General features: G+C 59.3%; 20 protein-coding genes. 16 read left to right on the forward strand and 4 right to left on the reverse strand.

Annotated elements, in window-relative coordinates:
• The first annotated feature begins 2 nt into the window (after window positions 1-2).
• The 11 genes from AFK62_RS08700 (at window position 3) to fdhF (AFK62_RS08755) (ending at window position 13093) form a co-directional block, all read left to right on the forward strand.
• Window positions 3-1712 carry a hydrogenase large subunit gene (locus AFK62_RS08700; RefSeq protein ID WP_053532112.1) on the forward strand — a complete coding sequence of 570 codons (1710 nt, stop codon included), beginning with the start codon at window positions 3-5 and terminating at the stop codon, window positions 1710-1712.
• A gap of 124 nt (window positions 1713-1836) precedes the next feature.
• The gene (locus AFK62_RS08705; RefSeq protein WP_007676475.1) at window positions 1837-2379 is read left to right on the forward strand and encodes a formate hydrogenlyase complex iron-sulfur subunit; all 543 of its coding nucleotides are present in this window, start codon (window positions 1837-1839) and stop codon (window positions 2377-2379) included.
• Entirely contained in the window at window positions 2376-3143 is a 768-nt protein-coding gene (locus AFK62_RS08710; protein WP_032984608.1) for an NADH-quinone oxidoreductase subunit B family protein, read from the forward strand. Before AFK62_RS08705 ends, AFK62_RS08710 begins: the two co-directional genes overlap by 4 nt.
• Entirely contained in the window at window positions 3140-3547 is a 408-nt protein-coding gene (locus tag AFK62_RS08715; RefSeq protein ID WP_007676495.1) for a formate hydrogenlyase maturation HycH family protein, read from the forward strand. The genes AFK62_RS08710 and AFK62_RS08715 overlap by 4 nt, the downstream gene beginning before the upstream one ends.
• Window positions 3540-4013, forward strand: coding sequence for a hydrogenase maturation peptidase HycI (gene hycI / locus AFK62_RS08720; RefSeq protein ID WP_007676497.1), 474 nt, complete (start codon window positions 3540-3542; stop codon window positions 4011-4013). The genes AFK62_RS08715 and hycI overlap by 8 nt, the downstream gene beginning before the upstream one ends.
• Before the next feature lie 305 nt (window positions 4014-4318).
• Entirely contained in the window at window positions 4319-4540 is a 222-nt protein-coding gene (glgS, locus tag AFK62_RS08725; RefSeq protein ID WP_007676504.1) for a cell surface composition regulator GlgS, read from the forward strand.
• A 201-nt stretch (window positions 4541-4741) separates the two neighbouring features.
• A complete protein-coding gene (gene hydN / locus AFK62_RS08730) occupies window positions 4742-5287 on the forward strand; it encodes an electron transport protein HydN (RefSeq protein ID WP_007676505.1) in 546 nt (181 codons plus the stop codon).
• A gap of 33 nt (window positions 5288-5320) precedes the next feature.
• Window positions 5321-7471, forward strand: coding sequence for a formate dehydrogenase subunit alpha (gene fdhF / locus AFK62_RS08735; RefSeq protein ID WP_053531845.1), 2151 nt, complete (start codon window positions 5321-5323; stop codon window positions 7469-7471).
• A 45-nt stretch (window positions 7472-7516) separates the two neighbouring features.
• Window positions 7517-9739, forward strand: coding sequence for a carbamoyltransferase HypF (gene hypF / locus AFK62_RS08740; RefSeq protein ID WP_053531846.1), 2223 nt, complete (start codon window positions 7517-7519; stop codon window positions 9737-9739).
• A gap of 17 nt (window positions 9740-9756) precedes the next feature.
• Window positions 9757-10779, forward strand: a complete 1023-nt coding sequence (locus tag AFK62_RS08745; protein ID WP_007676508.1) for a HoxN/HupN/NixA family nickel/cobalt transporter — start codon at window positions 9757-9759, stop codon at window positions 10777-10779.
• A 166-nt stretch (window positions 10780-10945) separates the two neighbouring features.
• Complete coding sequence (gene fdhF / locus AFK62_RS08755; protein ID WP_082363063.1) at window positions 10946-13093, forward strand: formate dehydrogenase subunit alpha; 2148 nt, start codon at window positions 10946-10948, stop codon at window positions 13091-13093.
• Window positions 13094-13153: 60 nt separating this feature from the next.
• On the opposite strand, the gene AFK62_RS08760 is transcribed toward fdhF (AFK62_RS08755), so the two are convergent.
• On the reverse strand, window positions 13154-14068 hold the full coding sequence (locus tag AFK62_RS08760; RefSeq protein ID WP_053531848.1) for a LysR family transcriptional regulator: 915 nt from the start codon (window positions 14066-14068) through the stop codon (window positions 13154-13156).
• A 126-nt stretch (window positions 14069-14194) separates the two neighbouring features.
• On the opposite strand from AFK62_RS08760, the gene AFK62_RS08765 reads away from it, so the two are divergent.
• The 3 genes from AFK62_RS08765 (at window position 14195) to AFK62_RS08775 (ending at window position 16636) form a co-directional block, all read left to right on the forward strand.
• Window positions 14195-15577, forward strand: a complete 1383-nt coding sequence (locus AFK62_RS08765; protein WP_053531849.1) for an MFS transporter — start codon at window positions 14195-14197, stop codon at window positions 15575-15577.
• A 514-nt stretch (window positions 15578-16091) separates the two neighbouring features.
• Window positions 16092-16343, forward strand: coding sequence for a hypothetical protein (locus AFK62_RS08770; protein ID WP_007676514.1), 252 nt, complete (start codon window positions 16092-16094; stop codon window positions 16341-16343).
• Window positions 16344-16417: 74 nt separating this feature from the next.
• Window positions 16418-16636 (forward strand): hypothetical protein, encoded by a 219-nt coding sequence (locus AFK62_RS08775; protein WP_007676515.1) that lies wholly within the window; start codon window positions 16418-16420, stop codon window positions 16634-16636.
• Window positions 16637-16681: 45 nt separating this feature from the next.
• On the opposite strand, the gene iraP is transcribed toward AFK62_RS08775, so the two are convergent.
• On the reverse strand, window positions 16682-17026 hold the full coding sequence (gene iraP / locus AFK62_RS08780) for an anti-adapter protein IraP (RefSeq protein WP_007676516.1): 345 nt from the start codon (window positions 17024-17026) through the stop codon (window positions 16682-16684).
• Window positions 17027-17357: 331 nt separating this feature from the next.
• Here iraP and AFK62_RS08785 point away from each other — a divergent pair, with 331 nt between their 5' ends.
• Window positions 17358-17768, forward strand: coding sequence for a GFA family protein (locus AFK62_RS08785; RefSeq protein ID WP_007676517.1), 411 nt, complete (start codon window positions 17358-17360; stop codon window positions 17766-17768).
• Between the two features lies 1 nt (window position 17769).
• Here AFK62_RS08785 and AFK62_RS08790 read toward each other — a convergent pair whose 3' ends face one another.
• Entirely contained in the window at window positions 17770-18627 is an 858-nt protein-coding gene (locus AFK62_RS08790) for an MBL fold metallo-hydrolase (RefSeq protein ID WP_007676519.1), read from the reverse strand.
• Between the two features lie 142 nt (window positions 18628-18769).
• On the opposite strand from AFK62_RS08790, the gene AFK62_RS08795 reads away from it, so the two are divergent.
• A complete protein-coding gene (locus tag AFK62_RS08795) occupies window positions 18770-19678 on the forward strand; it encodes a LysR substrate-binding domain-containing protein (protein WP_007676520.1) in 909 nt (302 codons plus the stop codon).
• 62 nt (window positions 19679-19740) lie between these two features.
• Here the strand turns inward: AFK62_RS08795 and betA are convergent, their stop codons facing one another.
• Window positions 19741-21420 (reverse strand): choline dehydrogenase, encoded by a 1680-nt coding sequence (betA, locus tag AFK62_RS08800; RefSeq protein ID WP_007676521.1) that lies wholly within the window; start codon window positions 21418-21420, stop codon window positions 19741-19743.
• Window positions 21421-21444 lie beyond the last annotated feature (24 nt).

A 21444-nucleotide genomic window follows, 5' to 3' on the forward strand; every position in this document is an offset into this window, starting at 1 on the left:
TGATGTCTGAAGAAAAAACAGGGCAACACTATCTGCGCGCGCTGCATGAAGCGTTTCCGGGCGTGGTGCTCGATGAAGCCTGGCAGACCCGCGATCAGCTTACCGTCACGGTGAAAATTAACTATCTGCCGGAAGTGGTGGAATTTCTGTACTACCAGCAAGGGGGCTGGCTGTCGGTGCTGTTTGGCAATGACGAGCGCAAACTCTGCGGGCGCTTTGCGGTCTATTACGTGCTGTCGATGGAGCAGGGCGTTAAATGCTGGATAACCGTACGGGTGGAGGTGGATGCCGCGAAACCAGAGTTTCCGTCCGTTACGCCGCGCGTACCGGCTGCCGTCTGGGGCGAGCGCGAAGTGCGCGACATGTACGGCCTGATCCCGGTCGGTTTGCCTGATGAGCGCCGACTGGTGCTGCCGGACGACTGGCCGGATGATCTTTATCCGCTGCGTAAAGACAGCATGGATTATCGCCAGCGCCCGGCGCCTACCAGCGATAAAGAAACATATGAATTCATCAATGAGCTGGGTGATGCCAAAAACAACGTGGTGCCTATCGGCCCGCTGCATGTGACGTCCGATGAGCCGGGCCATTTCCGGTTATTTGTCGATGGCGAAAACATTATCGATGCAGACTACCGGCTCTTTTACGTGCATCGCGGCATGGAAAAACTCGCCGAAACCCGAATGGGCTACAACGAAGTGACGTTTCTCTCGGATCGCGTCTGCGGCATCTGTGGGTTTGCCCACAGCACGGCGTATACCACGTCCGTAGAAAATGCGATGGGCATTCAGGTGCCCGAACGCGCCCAGGCCATTCGCGCCATTCTGCTGGAGGTGGAGCGGTTGCACAGTCATCTGCTGAACCTCGGCCTGGCCTGCCATTTCGTCGGGTTCGACTCCGGCTTTATGCAGTTTTTCCGGGTTCGCGAAACCTCCATGAAGATGGCCGAGATCCTGACCGGCGCGCGTAAAACTTACGGCATGAACCTGATTGGCGGCATCCGCCGCGATCTGCTGAAAGACGATATGGTCCAGACCCGTTTGCTTGCCCAGCAGATGCGCCGCGAAGTGCAGGATCTGGTAAGTATTCTGCTCAGCACGCCCAATATCGAACAGCGTACCGCCGGGATTGGCCGACTCGACCCGCAAATCGCCCGCGATTTCAGTAACGTCGGACCGATGGTGCGCGCAAGTGGCCACGCTCGCGACACCCGCGCCGATCACCCATTCGTGGGTTATGGCCTGCTGCCGATGGAGGTGCACAGCGAGCAGGGCTGCGATGTGATTTCCCGCCTGAAGGTGCGTATCAACGAGGTGTTTACCGCGCTCAACATGATCGATTTCGGGCTCGACAATCTCCCCGGTGGGCCACTGCTGGTGGAGGGGTTCACCTATATTCCGAATCGCTTCGCGCTTGGCTTCTCTGAGGCGCCCCGCGGTGACGATATTCACTGGAGCATGACCGGCGACAACCAGAAGCTTTACCGCTGGCGCTGCCGCGCCGCGACCTACGCCAACTGGCCGACGCTGCGCTATATGCTGCGGGGCAATACGGTTTCTGACGCGCCGCTGATTATCGGCAGCCTTGACCCGTGCTACTCCTGCACCGATCGCATGACGGTGGTGGATGTCCGCAAGAAGAAAAGCAAAGTGGTGCCGTACAAGGAACTGGAGCGCTACAGCATTGAGCGCACCAACTCGCCGCTGAAATAGGCGGCGCGGTTCTGGTATCCCTCACCCTGGCCCTTTTCCCACAGGGGACGGGGCAGGTTAGCACAGCGCGGGTAAGCGCAGCACCACCCGCGCTGAAATCGTCGCCCAGGCGACAGGAGTGAACATGTTTACGTTTATCAAAAAAGCACTCAAAACCGGCGTCACGACGCAGTCTTATCCGCTGGAGCCGATGCCGGTCGATAAAAATTTTCGCGGTAAACCGCAGCATAATCCACAGCAGTGCATCGGCTGCGCGGCGTGTGTGAACGCCTGCCCGTCGAACGCGTTGACGGTTGACACCGATCTTGAGCATGACCGTCTTAACTGGCAGTTCAATCTCGGACGCTGCATCTTCTGCGGTCGCTGTGAAGAGGTCTGCCCGACAGCGGCTATTCTTCTGACGCCGGAGTACGAACTGGCCGTCTGGCGCAAAGAGGATTTTCTCCAGCAGGCAAGCTTTGCGCTCTGCCGCTGCCGCGTCTGCCAGCAGCCGTTCGCGGTGCAAAAAGAGGTGGATTACGCCATCGCTCTGCTGGCACACAACGGCGACGAACGGGCAGAACGCCACCGCGCCAGCTTTGAAACCTGTCCTGACTGCAAACGTCAGCAGGGGCTGGCACCTTCAGAACTTATCGATCTGACCCGCGAAATGAAGGAGGCGGTGTGATGAACCTGCTCGGCCCACGCGACAGCAACAATATTCCGGTGCCCGTAACGGTGGAAGAATCCATCGCGCGCATGAAAACGTCGCTGCTTAAAAACATCAAACGCTCCGCGTATGTCTACCGCGTCGACTGCGGCGGCTGCAACGGGTGCGAAATTGAAATCTTCGCCACGCTCTCGCCGCTTTTTGATGCCGAACGCTTCGGGATCAAAGTCGTCCCCTCGCCGCGCCATGCCGATATTTTGCTCTTTACCGGCGCGGTGACGCGTGCGATGCGCTCGCCTGCGCTGCGTGCCTGGGAATCCGCACCCGACCCGAAAATCTGCATCTCCTACGGTGCTTGCGGTAACAGCGGCGGCATCTTCCACGACCTTTACTGCGTCTGGGGCGGCACCGACAAAATCGTGCCGGTGGATGTCTATATTCCCGGCTGCCCGCCGACGCCTGCCGCCACCCTTTACGGCTTCGCCATGGCGCTTGGGCTGCTTGAGCAGAAAATCCACGCGCGTGCGCCAGGCGAGCAGGACAACCAGCCCGCAGAGATCCTGCACCCGGACATGGTGCAGCCGCTGCGTGTGCGCGTCGACCGCGCCGCACGCCGCCTCGCCGGGTATCGTTATGGCCGCCAGATTGCCGATGACTATATGCGCCACCTGACGCTTGGCAACGACAGCCTGGCGGGCTGGCTGTCACAGGAAAATGACCCGCGCCTGAACGAAATCGTCGCCCGTCTCGACGAGGTGGTGGCCCAGGAGCGCATAGGATGAGCGAAACCGTCGTGTTCAGCCGCCTGTCACGTAAATTCGTTGATGAAAACGAGGCCACGCCGCCGCAGGCGCAGCAGGTCATTTACTACAGCCTTGCAATAGGCCATCACCTGGGCGTGATTGATTGCCTCAAGGCGTCCCTCGTCTGTCCGTTTGACGACTATCAGGCGTGGATTGCAACGCTCGCCCCCGGCGAGGCGCAGCGCAAAATGCTGGGCGTGCCACGCTACGGTGAGATCGTTATCGACCAAAACCACGTCTCGCTGCTGGCGCGGGCGTTTGACGAGGCGCTGGCGCGCCAGAGTGAGCAACAACAGGCGTGGAGTCGCGAGCTGCTGGGGCTGCTGCAGGCTATCCAGCGTGAACCGGCGGTGTATGTGATGGTAAGGAGAGATCGTGACTGACGTTTTGTTATGTGTGGGCAACAGCATGATGGGTGACGACGGCGCGGGACCGCTGCTGGCGGAAAAATTTCGCGCAGCATCACAGGGCGAATGGGTACTGGTTGACGGCGGTAGCGCGCCAGAAAATGACATCGGTGCTATCCGCGAGTTGCGCCCTGAGCGTTTACTTATCGTTGATGCGACAGATATGGGGCTCAGCCCCGGCGAGATCCGTCTTATCGACCCGGACGACATCGCTGACATGTTTATGATGACCACCCACAACATGCCGCTGAATTATCTGGTGGATCAGCTTCGTGATGATACCGGCGAGGTGATTTTTCTCGGTATTCAGCCCGATATCGTCGGGTTTTATTACCCCATGACCGACGCCGTGAAAACGGCTGTGGATACGGTGTACCAGCGTCTGGCGCACTGGGAGGGTAATGGCGGCTTTGCGTCGCTCGACGTCGGGGAGAACGCGTAGTGCTGATGGCGGGTACGGCGTTGCGTGCCCGCCTTGCAAACCCGAACCATGAGCGAGTCGTAAGACGCATAAGCGAAGCCGCAACCCTCTTTTATCATCCACACCTGCCAATATTTTTTTAAAATCACTCTTCCTGCTTATTGCGTCCATTTTCCGCTCAATTTCCCAATAACATCAATGGCCAGGCCCGGTGGCGCACCCTGCCAGAACTCTCTGAAACCGCCAGTTTTGCGCCAGGAATCTTCTGAATAAAAAAAGCGCGCTCTGGCTTCGTATACAGTTGATACAAATGGAGGGAGAAACTGATGAACAGACACGATATTTATTCGTTCAAAAACTTTGATTTTCTGGCTTGCAGTTTTGCCCGTATGAACGGAGAAGGACGCCGTATTGATATCGACGCCGTCACCGGCAATATGAGCGAGGCGCAATCCGCCTGGTTCCGTGAGCGTTACAACTACTACCGTAAACAAGGGCTGCAGCAGAGTCTCGTTGCTGTCCAGCGTGAAACGGAGCTGTGCGCGTAAGTTATTAAACGTATTACCGACGAAGCGGGTTATCAGACCCGCTTTTTTGTTGCCTGAAATCCCGTCACTTTCATCGTCATTAATGTCGATGACACCTCAATGCGCTACCCCTGAGAAATAATCCCTTTAAATATCAGCATATTAAAATCTGGCACGGATCGTGTATTGCAAAGTGGGTTCAACCCACAGCCGGAGATCATGATGAACCGCTTCATCATTGCTGATTCAAGTAAATGTATTGGATGCCGCACCTGCGAGGTGGCGTGCGTGGTGTCGCACCAGGAAAACCAGGACTGCGCCGCGCTTACCCCGCAAACCTTTCTGCCGCGTATTCATGTCGTCAAAGGCGTGAATGTCTCGACCGCAACGATGTGCCGCCAGTGTGAAGACGCGCCTTGCGCCAGCGTCTGCCCGAATGGCGCTATCAGCCGCGACGGCGATTTCGTTCACGTTCACCAGCAGCGCTGCATCGGCTGCAAAACCTGCGTGGTGGCGTGCCCGTACGGTGCGATGGAAGTCGTGGTGCGCCCGGTCGTGCGCAACAGCGGCGCCGGGCTTAACGTGCTGGCAGAAAAAGCCGAAGCCAATAAATGCGATCTCTGCCATCACCGCGCTGAAGGCCCGGCCTGCATTGACGCATGCCCGACCAACGCCATTGTGTGTATCGATCGCAACCGCCTGGAAGCGCTCAGCGCCGAACGCCGCCGCCGTGCTGCGCTCGATGGCCTCTCATCCCTGGCTTTTTAAGCCGCGATTTCACTTTTAACAGGTCTGTTACTGATGAAAAAAATCACCAGCGTCTGTCCGTACTGTGGTGCGGGCTGCAAACTCAAGCTCGTCGTGGATAACAACAAAATCATTCGCGCCGAGGCGGCCGAAGGCGTCACCAACCAGAACCAGCTCTGCCTGAAAGGCTACTACGGCTGGGATTTTCTTAACGATACCCAGCTGCTGACCCCGCGCCTGACCCAACCCATGATCCGCTATGAGAAGGGCGGCGCGCTGACGCCGGTCTCCTGGGATGAAGCGATTCGCTATACGGCTGAACGGCTCCTGGCTATCAAAGAGCAATATGGTCCGCGGGCCATTATGACCACCGGCTCCTCGCGCGGTACTGGCAACGAAACCAACTTTGTGATGCAAAAATTTGCCCGTGCGGTGCTGAAGACCAATAACGTCGATTGCTGCGCCCGCGTCTGCCACGGCCCGTCAGTGGCCGGCCTCCAGCAGACACTGGGTAACGGCGCGATGAGCAACTCCATCGGCGATATCGAACACTCCAAATGTTTGCTGGTGTTTGGCTACAACTGCGCGGATTCCCACCCGATCGTGGCGCGTCGCGTGCTGAAAGCCAAAGAAAACGGCGCAAAAATTATCGTTTGCGACCCGCGTAAAATTGAAACGGCGCGCATCGCCGATCAGCATTTGCAGCTTAATAACGGCTGTAACATGGCGCTGGTCAATGCCTTTGGCTATGTGCTGCTTGAAGAAGAGCTTTACGACAAAGAGTACGTGGCACGGTACACCGAAGGGCTGGAAGCCTACCGCGAAACGGTGAAAGACTATGCGCCGGAGGCGGTAGAACAGCTCACCGGCCTGAGCGCCCAGCAGATCCGCCAGGCGATGCGTACTTTCGCCGCCGCGCCGTCTGCCACCATCATGTGGGGGATGGGCGTAACGCAGTTTGGTCAGGCGGTGGATGTGGTGAAAGGGCTTTCGAGCCTCGCGCTGCTGACGGGTAACCTTGGCCGTGAGCATGTCGGCGTTGGTCCGGTTCGTGGACAGAACAACGTGCAGGGCGCGTGTGATATGGGTGTGCTGCCGAATCAGTTCCCGGGCTACCAGGATGTTGAAGACGCGGCGGTGCGTGAAAAATTCGCGCATGCCTGGGGAATCGACCCGGCAACGATGGACGATAAAATCGGCGTGCGCATCACCGAAGTGCCGCACCTGGCGCTTGAAGGCAAAATCAAAGCCTATTACATCATGGGCGAAGATCCGCTGCAGACCGAAGCCGATCTCGGCCTCGTGCGCCAGGGCTTTGACGCGCTCGATTTCGTGGTGGTGCAGGACATCTTTATGACCAAAACCGCCGAAGTTGCGGATGTGCTGCTGCCTGCGACCTCCTGGGGCGAACACGGCGGTGTTTTCACCTGCGCCGACCGCGGTTTCCAGCGCTTTGAGAAAGCCATTGAGCCGAAATACGACGTCAAACGCGACTGGGAAATCATCAGCCTTATCGCAACCGCCATGGGCTACCCGATGCATTACGAGAATAACCAGCAGATCTGGGACGAAATGCGCGAGCTCTGCCCGCTGTTCTACGGCGTTACCTATCAGAAAATGGGCGACATGGGTCATGTTCAGTGGCCGTGCCCGACGCTTGATCATCCCGGCACGCCGTACCTCTACACAGGCAACCGCTTCGATACGCCGAGCGGCAAAGGCCAGCTTTTTGCCGCCGCATGGCGTGCGCCTGCAGAACAGCCTGATGCCGACTATCCGCTGGTGCTTTGCACGGTCCGTGAAGTCGGACACTACTCTTGTCGCTCCATGACGGGCAACTGCGCCGCGCTGCAAACGCTCGCCGACGAACCGGGCCGCGTGCAGATGCATCCGCAGGATGCGGCGCGTCTCGGTGTGCGTGACGGGCAACTGGTGTGGGTTAGCTCGCGTCGCGGGCGTGTCATCAGCCGTGCGGACGTCAACGAACGCATCAACCCCGGCGCGGTATATATGACTTACCAGTGGTGGATCGGTGCCTGTAATGAACTCACGCAGGACAACCTTGACCCGGTTTCCAAAACGCCGGAAACCAAGTATTGCGCAGTGAATGTTGAGGCGATTGCCGATCAGCGCAATGCCGAGGCTTATGTTCAGACAACCTATACCAGCATGAAGGCACGCCTGCGCGACGCCGCGGCGGTATAGCTAACCCGGTGCGGGCCTCGCGCCCGCGCTTTTTTTGATAAGACCATGAACCATAACGGCACGATTTTACGTATCCAGGGCCGGGTACAGGGGGTGGGTTTTCGCCCCTATGTCTGGCAACTGGCGCAGCAGTTAACGCTCACCGGCGACGTCTGTAACGACGGAGCGGGCGTGGAAGTGCGCCTGACGCGCGGCGAGGGTGCGTTTATCGCCGCACTTTTCCAGCACTGTCCGCCGCTTGCGCGTATCGACAGCGTTCTCGCTGCGCCGTTTCGCTGGGAGGCGGTGCCGCAGGCGTTTTCCATTCGGGAAAGCGGCGGCGGAGCGATGCGTACGCAAATCACGCCGGATGCCGCAACCTGCCCGCAGTGCCTGCGCGAACTTAACGATCCGACCGACAGCCGCTGGCGCTACCCGTTTATCAACTGCACCCACTGCGGCCCGCGTTTCACCATTATCCAGGCGATGCCCTACGACCGGCCCAATACTGCGATGGCGGCGTTTACGCTGTGTTCCGGGTGCGCCACGCAATACCGCGACCCGGCCGATCGGCGTTTTCACGCTCAACCTGTGGCGTGCCCGACATGCGGCCCGCAGCTTTCCTGGCTGGAGGGCGAAAAGACTGCCGGAAAAGAAGCGGCGCTACAGGGAGCAATTACGGCGCTGAAGAACGGGCAGATCGTCGCAATAAAAGGCCTCGGCGGGTTTCATCTCGCCTGTGACGCGCAAAATGCGCACGCCGTCGCGAGGCTTCGGGCGCGCAAGCGCCGCCCGGCCAAACCGCTTGCGGTGATGCTCGAAAGCGACGCCGGACTTGCGGATGACGCACGCGCGCGCCTCAACACGCCTGCCGCACCCATCGTGCTGGTGGATAACGCAACCCTGCCGCCCCTGTGCGACGCCATTGCGCCGGGGCTTACCGAAACCGGTGTGATGCTGCCTGCCAACCCGCTGCAACACCTGCTGATGCAGGGCGTCGGGCGTCCGCTGGTAATGACCTCCGGCAACCGTAGCGGTGAGCCGCCCGCGCTCACTAACGCGCAGGCGCTTACGCAGCTCAGTGAGATTGCTGATGGTTTCTTGCTGCACAACCGCGACATCCTGCAACGGATGGACGATTCGGTGATGCGCCCGAACGGCGAGATGCTGCGCCGGGCGCGGGGTTTTGTGCCGGACGCGTTGCCGCTGCCGCCAGGGTTTTCCGCTGTTCCCGCCACGCTCTGCCTGGGCGCTGACCTGAAAAACACCTTTTGTCTTGCGCGCGGCGACGAAGCGGTGCTGAGCCAGCATCTGGGCGATCTTAGCGACACGCAAACGCAGGCGCAGTGGCGCCAGGCGCTGGCGCTGTTTCGCGAGATATATGATTTTCACCCAGAGCATATTGTCGTTGATGCGCATCCCGGCTATCGCAGTACAGCGCTTGGCGAAGCAATGGGCTTGCCGGTGCTGCGTGTACGCCATCACCACGCCCATATCGCCGCGTGTCTTGCAGAACATCGCTGGGCGCGGGATGCGGGCCCCGTGATTGCGCTCGCGCTCGACGGTATCGGGATGGGCGAAGCAGGGCAGCTCTGGGGCGGTGAATGCCTGCTCGCGGATTACGTGCGTTGCGAACGGCTTGGCGGCCTGCCTGCGGTGGCGTTGCCGGGCGGTGATCTGGCCGCGCGCCAGCCCTGGCGTAACTGGCTGGCGCAGTGGCTCGCGTTTGTCCCCGACTGGCAAACGCTGCCGCAGGCCGCAGGGTTGCTGGATATCCCCTGGCAGCCGCTGGCACGCGCCATTGAGCGGGGCATTAATGCGCCGCGCGCGTCTTCCACCGGGCGCTTGTTTGACGCGGTAGCGGCCATGCTTGGCGTCGCGCCCGCGGCCCAAAGCTACGAAGGCGAGGCGGCCTGCCGCCTGGAAGCACTGGCGCGCCGCCACGGTCCGGTCCATCACGATGTGACGTTGTCACTTAAGGGAAATGCTTTTGACATGCCGCTGTTCTGGCAAAGCCTGCTTGCCTTCGATGCCTCTGTCGCCGCCCGCGCCTGGGCCTTTCACGACGCGCTTGCGTGTGGCCTGGCAGCGCTTGCGCGACGGCATGCCCGTGCCCGCGGCATCACGACCATCGCCTGCGGCGGCGGCGTGTTACACAACGCGCTACTGCGTGAACGGCTTGCCTTTTATCTCCACGATTTCCGGCTGTTGCTGCCGCAGTCGTTGCCTGCGGGCGACGGTGCGATAGCGTTCGGCCAGGCGGCGATTGCCGCTGCTATTTATTCTTAACTCACAGGAATGTTGTCATGCTGACTCCACTGCTACGTAATCATCCCCGCGCGCTGGCCCTGCTGGCCGCGCTGGGCATCGCCAACCTGGCCGCCTGGGTGTGGGCGTTTTACGCCTTTCATCACAGCCCCGCGCTGATGGCCGCAAGCCTGCTCGCCTGGGGCTATGGGCTGCGCCACGCGGTAGATGCCGACCATATCGCCGCTATCGATAACGTGACGCGCAAAATGATGCAGCAGGGCAAACGCCCGTTTGGCGTCGGCGCGTGGTTTTCGCTTGGCCACTCGACGATTGTCGTACTGGCGTCCATCGCGATTGCGGCGACGGCGGCGGCTATCAAAGAGGATATGGCCTGGTTTCATGATGTCGGCGGTGTCATCGGCACCACGGTTTCAGCGGTCTTTTTGCTGGCGATGGCGCTGGTCAATTTGCTTATCCTGCGCGGCGTCTGGCGCAGTTTCCGCAGGCTCAAACGCGGCGAGCCGATTGCTCCTGACGCCGAGACGCTCACTGCAGGCGGCCCGATGAGCTGGCTCTTTCGCGCCACGTTTCGCCTGGTGAATAAAAGCTGGCATATGTATCTGGTCGGTTTTCTCTTTGGACTGGGGTTTGATACCGCAACCGAGATAGGCGTGCTGGGGATGTCGGCTGCCGGGGCGACAAACGGGATGTCCGTCTGGTCGATTCTGGTCTTCCCGGCGCTCTTTACCAGCGGCATGGCGCTCGTTGATACTTTCGACAACATAGTGATGGTAGGCGCGTACGGCTGGGCGTTTAGCAAACCGCAGCGCAAGCTTTACTACAACATGACCATCACTGGCACGTCGGTTGTGGTCGCGCTGTTTATTGGCGGGCTGGAGGCGCTGGGGCTGCTGATGGATAAATGTGGTCTGACCGGGGGCATCTGGGATTGGGTTGCAGGCGTCAACGACAATCTGGGCGACGCCGGGTTTATCGTGGTCGGCCTGTTTATCCTCTGTTGGGCGCTGTCGCTTTTGAACTACCGTATTAAAGGCTACGACGCGCTGCCTGCGCGCTAGTCTTGCCGCGCCTTTCGTCACGTCAGTTTTGACGAAAGGCGCTTCCCTCGACACGCTTTATCTGTCTCTACCTCCATCATCCCGCGCTGTGACCGCCTTCGCTCAGGTGGCACGGTTTCTGCATTATCGCTCCACTATCTATGTAGTTAACTCTGGAGCAAGACCGATGAAGAAAGTCGTCACGGTGTGTCCCTATTGCGCGTCGGGTTGCAAAATCAACCTGGTCGTCGATAACGGCAAGGTCGTTAAGGCGGAAGCGGCAATGGGGAAAACCAATCAGGGGGACTTATGCCTGAAGGGCTATTATGGCTGGGATTTTATTAATGATACCCAGATCCTGACCCCGCGCCTCAAATCGCCAATGATCCGCCGCGAGCGCGGCAGCAAGCTGGAAGCTGTCTCCTGGAGCGAGGCGCTGGATTATGTCGCCGCGCGTCTTAGCGCCATTAAAGCCAAGTATGGCCCGGACGCTATCATGACGACCGGCTCCTCACGCGGTACTGGCAACGAAACAAACTATGTGATGCAAAAATTTGCCCGCGCGGCTATCGGCACCAATAACGTCGATTGCTGCGCGCGCGTCTGACACGGCCCTTCGGTTGCAGGTCTGCACCAGTCGGTCGGTAACGGCGCCATGAGCAATTCCATCACGGGCATTGAAAATACCGATTTAGTCTTTGTGTTCGGGTATAACCCGGCGGATTCACATCCTATCGTCGCCAATCGCGTCATTAAAGCGAAGAAAAACGGCGCAAAAATTATTGTCTGCGATCCGCGTAAAATCGAAACGGCGCGCATTGCCGATATGCATCTGGCACTGAAAAACGGCTCAAACATCGCGCTGCTGAACGCGATGGGGCACGTCATCATTAAAGAAGATCTCTGGGACCACGCTTTCGTATCCGCGCGTACCGAAGGTTTTGAGGAGTATTGCAAAATCGTCGAAGGCTATACGCCGGAGTCGGTGGAAACGATAACCGGCGTTAGCGCCGATGATATTCGCCAGGCGGCGCGGCTGTATGCGAAGGCGGATAAGGCGGCCATTCTCTGGGGCATGGGCGTCACGCAGTTCTACCAGGGCGTTGAGACGGTGCGTTCGCTCACAAGCCTCGCGTTGCTGACCGGCAACCTTGGCAAACCGAGTGCGGGCGTCAACCCGGTGCGTGGGCAAAATAACGTACAGGGCGCGTGCGATATGGGCGCATTGCCGGATACGTACCCAGGGTACCAGTACGTCAAATTCCCGGAACATCGCGAGAAGTTCGCCAAAGCCTGGGGAGTAGCGTCGCTGCCCGCACACACCGGTTATCGCATCAGCGAATTACCGCATCGCGTGGCGCATGGCGAGGTGCGCGCCGCCTACATTATGGGTGAAGACCCGCTGCAAACCGATGCCGAACTGTCCGCGGTGCGCCAGGCGTTTGCGGATCTGGAGCTGGTTATCGTTCAGGACATCTTCATGACGAAAACCGCGTCGGCGGCAGATGTCATTTTGCCGTCCACGTCCTGGGGCGAACATGAGGGGGTTTATACGGCGGCGGATCGCGGCTTCCAGCGTTTCTTTAAAGCCGTAGAGCCGCAGTGGGATCTCAAAACCGACTGGCAGATCATCAGCGAAATTGCCACCCGCATGGGCTACCCGATGCATTACGACAATACCAAACAGATCTGGGATGAGCTGCGCGCGCTCTGCCCTGATTTCTATGGGGCCACCTATGAAAAAATGGGTGAGCTTGGCTATATCCAGTGGCCGTGTCGTGACGAGTCTGAGGCCGATCAGGGCACCGATTATCTCTTCGAGAAAGCGTTCTCCACGCCGAACGGTCTGGGGCAGTTCTTCACCTGCGACTGGGCGCCGCCGCTTGACAGGGTCAATGAGGAATACCCCCTTGTGCTCTCTACCGTACGCGAAGTAGGGCATTACTCATGCCGTTCGATGACCGGGAACTGCGCCGCGCTGGCGGCGCTGGCCGATGAGCCGGGCTACGCGCAAATTCATAGCGCTGATGCAGCGCGACTGGGCATAGCGGACGAGGCGCTGGTGTGGGTCGTGTCGCGCAAAGGTAAAGTCATCACCCGCGCGCAGGTGAGCGATCGCCCGAACCAGGGGGCCGTCTACATGACCTATCAATGGTGGATTGGCGCCTGTAACGAACTGGTGGCGGAGAACTTAAGCCCGATCACGAAAACGCCGGAGTATAAATACTGCGCCGTACGTGTCGAGCCGATTCGCGATCAGCGTGCCGCCGAGCAGTATGTGATTGATGAGTATAACGCGCTGAAAACCCGGCTACGGGAGTCCGCGCTGGGGTAAAGAGACAGTGAAGGTAGGAGTAATAAATCCCCCGTCAGGGGGATTTTTTTTGCCTGCCGCTCAACCCTTCGGCATCAGCGTGCGGCATTCTGCGAGCATAAACTGGCGTAGCCAGCGGTGCGCCGGGTCCGCGTCCAGGCGCGGGTGCCACATCTGCGACACGGCAATAGGACGCGTCGGCACCGGTAGTTCAAACCACACGATGCCTGGCTCGGGCGGCAGGTTTATCAGAAACGACGCGGGCACAAGAGCAATGAACTCCGTCCCGCGCGCCACCGCGAGCGCGGCGGGAAACCCGGGCACGACGGCGGCAATATGCCGTTTCAGCCCGCGGGCCGCCAGCCCTTCATCTACCGGTCCCGTCAGTACACCGCGGCGCGATGCCACCACGTGCGCCCAGGCGACGAACTGCGCTGCCGTCACGTCTGATGCGCCTGCGAGCGGATGCCCACGTCTTACCACGCCCACAAACCGGTCCTGGAAAAGGCGCTGTTGCTTGATCTCCGGCCCCATGTCGCCGGGCACGCCGATTTCCAGATCGGCATCGCCTTCACGCAGAGGACGGTCGGTTTTTGATGGCTTTGGCGCAAAACGCAGGCGCACGTCAGGGGCCAGATGCGAAAGACGGGCTATCAGATGCGGGCCGAACGCCTCAACGAATCCGTCATTGGCGCGCAGCGTAAACGTCTGCTGGTGGAGGGCGATATCAAAGGCCTGTGCCGCAGGGCGCAGCACAGCGCGCGCGGCGAAAACGGCCTGTCGGGTGCGTTCACGGATAGCGTCGGCGTAAGGCGTCAGCACCATCTGACGGCCCGCTCGCACCAGCAGCGGATCGCCGGTGGCGTCGCGCAGACGGCTCAGCGTGCGGCTCATCGCGGAGGCGCTTAACCCCAGCCGCCGTGCAGCCGCGGCCACACTTTGCTCGGTGAGCAACACATCGAGCGCGAACAGCAAATTTAAATCCGGATCGTTCATGGTCTGGCTCCGTGTGCCGCGTCAGAGAAAGCGTTTCATGCAACATATTAATGCAATCGTTGCGCCTTCCGCCATGTATCGCGCAACAGTAGAGTGAGGGCACAGACGTAATTTACGGGAGTGACAATGACACTTTTTTCAAACCAGCCCGGCGATGAAGGGCTGCCAGGGCGCGAGCGTGCCATGGCGATGCTGGCGGTAATGACCAGCACTACGATGGCGGTATTTGACGGCGCGATGGTGAATATTGCGCTGCCGGATCTCGCGCGCGCGTTGCAGGTATCGGCGGCCGACGCCGTATGGGTCGCAAACGGATATTTACTCTCCGCTGCGATGACGCTTGCAATTTTCGCGGCGCTTGCCGGGCGCGTCGGTTTTCGCAGGTTGTTTGCCGCAGGTGTGGCGCTCTTTACGCTCGCCTCGCTCGGCTGCGCGCTGGCGGATTCACTCACGATGTTAGTCGCAATGCGCTTTCTGCAGGGGGTAGGGGGAGCGGCAACGCTCAGCATCGCGCCCGCTATCCTGCGTACCGTTTTCCCCACTCGCCTGCTCGGGCGGATCCTTGGCATGAACGCGTTGCTTATCGCGACGAGTACCGCTGTAGCACCCGTGCTTGGCGGGGTGCTGCTCTCGGCGCTCGGCTGGCCCTGGCTGTTCGCCATTAATCTCGTGCCGGGAGCCGTGGCGCTGATACTGGCACTGCGCACCATCCCGCAGGAGCGTCGTCCCGCGCGCGGGCCGTTCGATGTTCCGGGCGCGCTGCTATCAGCGCTGATGCTGGGCGCTGTCGTAATGGCGTCTGCTGCGCAGGCGCTGCCCGTGATGCTCGGTTTCAGCGTGCTGGCGGTGGCAGCGGGCGCGGCGCTGGTCTGGCAGCTCAGGCGTGCACCGGAGCCGCTGTTGCCGCCGCAGCTCTTTGCCAGCGCCCGGTTTACGCTGGCGGCGCTGACGTCGCTTGCCTCGTTTATCAGTCAGGGCATGACCTTTGTGGCGCTGCCGTTTCTCTTTCAGAGTGTCTACGGGTACAACGCGCTTCAGGCCGCGCTGCTCTTTACCGCCTGGCCCGTCGGGATCATTCTGGTGGCGCCGCATGCCGGGCGGCTCGCCGATCGCTATGCACCTGCTGCGATAGCTACGCTTGGGCTGGCGATTTTCGTTGCGGGGCTGGTGGCGCTGGCGATGTTGCCTGACCACGCCAGCGCGTGGGATATCAGCCTGCGCGGGTTGCTGTGCGGCACGGGGTTTGGTTGTTTTCAAAGTCCCAATAACCGCGAAATGCTGGCAAGCGCCTCCCGCGAGCACAGCGGTTACGCCTCGGGCGTGCTGGCCATTATGCGCACCTTCGGACAGTGTCTGGGGGCGGCAGGGGTAGGCATTATCCTGACACTCGGCGCGCCAGAACCTGCGCCACTCGCCGGGGCGCATAGCGTACAACTTGCGCTGTGGTGTGCGGCGCTGGCGTCATTGCTGGCGCTTGCCTGTAGTCTTAGCCGCTTAACGCGCCGTTAGTATGTGTCCCGCAGTAACATTGCGTTAAGCAGCAATGAAAGATGATCATGCAAAGCGGGCGCCGCATGGTATTTCATCATCCTGTTGCAGCATAAAATGCTGGTAATATGATCATTTCTGCTGTGCGATGACTGACTTTACTACTTCGTGCCAGAGGAAAAGGGAATACGCTATATTAATTGGTTTCATCAATTAAATATTTATCATCTATTGATGATACCGATATTGTGTTAGGGTGTTAATGAGCGCTGTCACAACTGCAAACACCACCGACAGAGCCCATTCGCCGACTGTGCTTCGCTTGTGTGGGCAAAGCACCGGCCAGTGAATCAGGCAGAATCTACTGCTCCCAGGGTCGCGCGCCGACGTGACCTTTTCTTTTCTGAGGCGTCAACACAGCAAAACCGCACGCCACTACGTCACCACGTAAAGCCCATTGCGGGGTTATCAGACGATGAATAACGCCGCTACCCACAGCCCGCTCTGCGCGGCGCAATAATGATTAAGGAGGCTTATGTTTGACGTCATGTTATTTGGTCATGGATGGTCGGGCGAAACCGGCCAGGTAAAAGAGGGCGTCAGAACGCTGACAGTGCCCGCCCGCGCCCCTGATGAAGGGGACGTAACCTTCTTTATCACCGCCTGGCTTGCCGATAGCGGTGAGACTTATCTGATTGGTACGGCCGATCATGAGCCGGCGAAACGCGATATTGTCAGTGCTATCGCGCGCTGGCAGCCAAAACCCGCGCCATTCCCGCATTTCTGAGCGGGTTATAAAATCAGGCGCACCCGTCTGGCCTGTGTTAAGGTCGATTTTTAATCACAACAGAGGGCTAATGTATGCCAAAGAACGTCGTGGCAATTTTACCGGGCGGACAGGTTGAGCATATTGCTGTCGCAGATGAATTAGCAACAATGCGAATCAGCGGTGAGAAGGGCGCAACGCTAGAATTGCCCATTGAGAGTTATAAGCTTGGCGGTGAAACCTACCTGGTAGCCCGATTCTCGGGTCTGGTGAGCGATCAGGAAACCGAAAGCGCTATTAGACAATTTTATTAATGCGTCGCTACGGGGGCAGTGCCCCTGTAGCGGTATATTTTTATGTCAGAAACGTTTGTCGCTGGTGAGTGAGGATGAGAGTTTACGCAAAGCTTCAATATCCAGTTCCGGCTTCTCATTATCCAGCACGCAGGCAATAGACAGTAGCTCGTTAAACTGGCTCAGTAATATTTCGGTATCCGATTTTAATGGATTATCTTCTGCATCCAGCGCGGCGTTAATCGCCTTTTTCACGCCAGCAATCATCTCCTCCATTCCGCCGTTTTTACCAATCGTCAGCATCATTGCGCTAAGCAGTAACGCCTGTGCTTCCACCTGTGCTGTGAGAATTTTTGCTTCCGCATCCATTTTCGAGATTTTAGCAATCATGCTGTAAATCATATTATTCATAAGCCTTCCTCCTTTGCTTTCCCAGCATACCAGCGGGAAAAGCACGGGCAATGTTGTGTAGTCTTAAATAAGCGCAGCGCGCCAGTAAAAGCCTGTACGCCATCGCTCGCCGCACGGCAACCGCGCCGTAGGGCGCAGCGAAGGGGTTCAGGTCATATCGGTTATAAACAAAACAGGGGTACATAATATATATACGATAACCGACACGGTTGCGCGGACGTGATTGCGTAAAACAGTCGGTTCACTCGCATAATTTTAAAGGCGGCCGTTTAGCGGCGCGAGAGACGCATAAACTTAAAAGCCCAAATTAACCTGTGAGGAGAACGGCAACATGAATACCATGAACGGTCAGTGCCACTGCGGTACGGTGAAATTTAGCGTGGAATTATCGGACGGCCTGAATACCGCCCGACGTTGTAATTGCTCTTATTGCCGGATGCGCGGCGCGATTACGGTTTCTGCGCCGCATAATGGCATTACCGTGCTGGAGGGTAAGGAAAAACTGACAGAGTACCGTTTTAATACGCGCGAGGCGGCGCACTATTTCTGCTCGGTGTGCGGTATCTATACTTTTCATCGCCAACGCTCCGATCCCACGCAGTTTGGGGTAAATGTGGCCTGCCTCGACGGCGTATCGCCGTTCGATTTTCCTGAAGTTACCGTCACCGAAGGGATCCACCATCCTAACGATGGGGGCGGCGGCGTCGCAGGCTACTTACGCTATATCCCCGCAAAATCCTGATTCACGAGACAGACGCGGCGGCTTCGGCATACGCCAGCCGATAACCGGTGTCTGTCGCATGGAGAAAGGCAAACCCCGCGCACCCCAGATGCATACCGGCGATAAGCAGGCGCTCGCTGGCCGCTTTAGCGAGGAGCGCATGGCGGGTGGCTTCGGCCTGCGCCGGATCGTTGTCAAAAGCGATAGAAACATCCGGGCAGGCGGTCTGGATATGCGGGTAGTGCACGATGTCGCCCCAGATAAGCAGGCGTTCCCCGCCCGATTCAATCTGAAAGCCCGTGTGCCCCGGCGTATGCCCTGGCAGCCAGACCGGGTAAATGCCGGGCAAAATCGCGCTTTCGTCTGTTAAGCGCAGGCGCGGCGCATAGCATTCCAGCGTGCGTCGGGCGAGCGTGATATTGCGCTGGGCCCGCTCGTTTGCGCGACTGAAGCGCGCCTCATCGTGCCAGAAGGCGGCCTCCAGCGGATGCAGCCAGAGCGTGGCACGCGGGAAAACCGCCGCGCCCTGGTCGGTCAGTAGCCCGCCAAGATGATCGGGGTGCCCGTGGGTGAGAAGCACGGTGTCTATCGCCTGCGGCGCGATGCCGAGTCTGCGTAACGCGCCAATCAGTTGTCCGCCTGCGTTATTACGCCCGCCAGTACCGGCGTCCACCAGTATGACGCGTCCCCGGCCCCGGATCAGATAACTGTTGATGTGAATCGTGCCGGGCGGCGTGATGCCCGCGGCGTGCTGGATATCTCCAGCGCTTAGCGCGTCGATGCCGCTGAGCAAATCAAGGCTTGCCGCCATGGCGCCGTCGCTAAGCGCGGTGACCTCAAAATCGCCGATCTGGCGGGAAGGAAAAGCGAGATGCTGCATGAAAACCTCTGACAGAATTGTTGCGCTGTAGTGATATTTCGTCATGCTAAAGGCTGTTATCCCACTCCGGAAGCGATACTATTTCACGTATTAATGATGTTTTGTCACTGAATGGCGAAAGCCGCAGCATGGAGGCGCGTCTGTGCGCAGGAAAATCCCCAGTAATGCATCGCTCCAGGCGTTCGAGGCTGCCGCCCGGCATGGTAATTTCGCTCGCGCCGCGCAGGAGTTGGCGCTCACGGAAGGGGCAATAAGCCGCCAGATTGCGCGGCTGGAGGCGCTGCTCGGTTGCAGGCTGTTCGACCGCACCGGCAGCCGCGTGAGGCTTAATCCGGTAGGCGCACGTTATGCGTCCCGTGTTCGCGAGACGCTGGAGCGGCTTGAGCATGACACCCAGTTTGTGAGCGGGATGCCAGAAGGCAGCCAAAGCCTTGAGCTTGCCGCACTACCCACTTTCGCCAGCCGTTGGCTCATTCCGCGTCTGGGTGGGTTTCGCGCCCGCCACCCGGCTATCACGCTTAATATCGCCGCCCGTACCGATCCGTTCATCCTGAACGGCAGCGGGTTTGATGCCGCGCTGCACTTTGAACATTCCGCCTGGGCGGGCATGCGCGTTACGCCGCTGTTTGAGGAGCGGCTGATCCCGGTCTGCCATCCGGCGCTGCTGACGCGGGGCGATGGGCTTCACCCGCTGAACACGCTGCCGCGCCTGCACCGACGGCAGAACCCGGACGCCTGGCTGCAATGGGCGAATGAAAGCGGAATGCAGCTCGATAACCCGGCGCAGGGTGCGCGCTACGAGTTGCACGAGATGGCGATTGCCGCCGCGCTGTCAGGGCAGGGGGTCGCACTGGTGCCGAAGATTTACGTAGAAAATGAACTGGCGCGAGGCGCGCTGGTAGCACCCTGGCCTGAAGCGGTGAGCCTCAGCAAAATGTTCTGCCTGATAAAACCTGTTGTCTCCGGCATCAGCGACCCGGCGCTTGAGGCGTTTGAACGTTGGTTGTGCGAGACGATAACGATGAGCCAGGGAGCGGGTGACGCGGCCTGACAGGCCGCGGAAAAGGCAGTATGCGCGAGACCGGTAAACGGACGTTTACCGGTGCGAGGGAGTTACGCGCGAAGCGGTTCGCCGCGAACGGGACGATCGCCTGCCACGAAATAGCTCGCGGTACTGCGCGGCAGCGGCGTGCGGCCACGGATAGCGTCGGCAATTTTCTCGCCAATCATGATAGTGGTCGCGTTCAGGTTGCCGGTAATGATAAGCGGCATGATGGACGCATCCACCACGCGCAGCCCTTCGAGCCCATGTACACGGCCTTCGCCATCGACCACGGCCATGTCATCGCTGCCCATTTTGCAGGTGCCGCACGGGTGATAGGCCGTTTCTGCATGGTTACGCACAAATTCATCGAGCTGTTCATCGGTCTGGCAGTCAATGCCAGGACTGATTTCACGCCCGCGGAATTTATCGAGCGCTGGCTGGTTGATTATCTGGCGCGTGATGCGAATGGCGTCGCGGAACTCCTGCCAGTCCTGCTCATGCGACATGTAATTAAACAAAATCGCCGGGTGCTGGCGCGGGTCGCGCGATGTGATCCGCACATGACCCCGGCTGGGTGAACGCATGGAGCCGACGTGGCACTGAAAACCGTGCGCGTCGACGGCATTCGACCCGTTGTAGTTAATGGCGACCGGCAGGAAGTGGTACTGGATGTTCGGCCAGGCAAACTCCTCGCGGCTGCGAATAAACCCGCCGCCTTCAAAGTGGTTGCTGGCGCCAATACCGGTGCCGTTAAAGAGCCACTCCGCGCCGATTTTCGGCTGGTTCCACCACTTCAGTGCCGGATAGAGCGACACCGGCTCTTTACATTCGTATTGCAGGTACATCTCCAGGTGGTCCTGAAGGTTTTCGCCCACCCCGGGCAGGTCATGCACGACCGGAATATCGAACTGTTTAAGCAGCTCCGCGTTACCAACACCGGAGCGCTGAAGGATCTGCGGCGAGGCGATGGCACCGGCGCAAAGCAGCACTTCGCGACGCGCAATCGCTTTATGGCGCGTGTCGCCTGCGCCCTGTAAATAGTCCACGCCCACCGCGCGCTTGCCGTCGAACACAATGCGGTCGGTCGTTGCATGGGTGATGATTTTCAGGTTCGGGCGCGTTTTGGCGGTATCAAGATAGCCGCGCGCGGTGCTGGAGCGCCGACCTTTCGGCGTCACGAAGCGATCCATCGGGCCAAACCCTTCCTGCTGGTAGCCGTTGAGATCGTCGGTGCGCGGGTAGCCCGCCTGCACGCCCGCTTCAATCATCGCCGCGAACAGCGGATTGTTGCCAGGCTTACAGGTGGTGATGCTCACCGGGCCGTCGCCGCCGTGGTAATCGTTCTCGCCGATATCGCGCGTCTCCGATTTACGGTAGTAGGGCAGGCAGTCGAGATAGGTCCAGTGCTCAAGGCCTGGCTGTTGCGCCCAGTTGTCGAGATCCATCGCGTTGCCGCGGATGTAGCACATGCCGTTAATCAGCGACGAGCCGCCAAGGCCTTTACCGCGTCCGCACTCCATGCGGCGGTTGTTCATGTATGGCTCAGGCTCGGTTTCGTACGCCCAGTTGTAGCGTTTTCCCTGTAACGGCCAGGCGAGCGCCGCAGGCATTTGTGTGCGAAAGTCAAAACGGTAATCAGGGCCGCCCGCTTCCAGCAGTAATACGGTGACATCGCTGTCTTCGGTCAGTCTTGTTGCCAAAACATTCCCTGCGGATCCGGCTCCGATAATGATGTAATCAAATTCCATTAGTCGTTCCTCAGGTTAAACGTG

The sequence above is a fragment of the Cronobacter condimenti 1330 genome, from assembly GCF_001277255.1.
GTDB classification, from domain to species: Bacteria; Pseudomonadota; Gammaproteobacteria; order Enterobacterales; family Enterobacteriaceae; genus Cronobacter; species Cronobacter condimenti.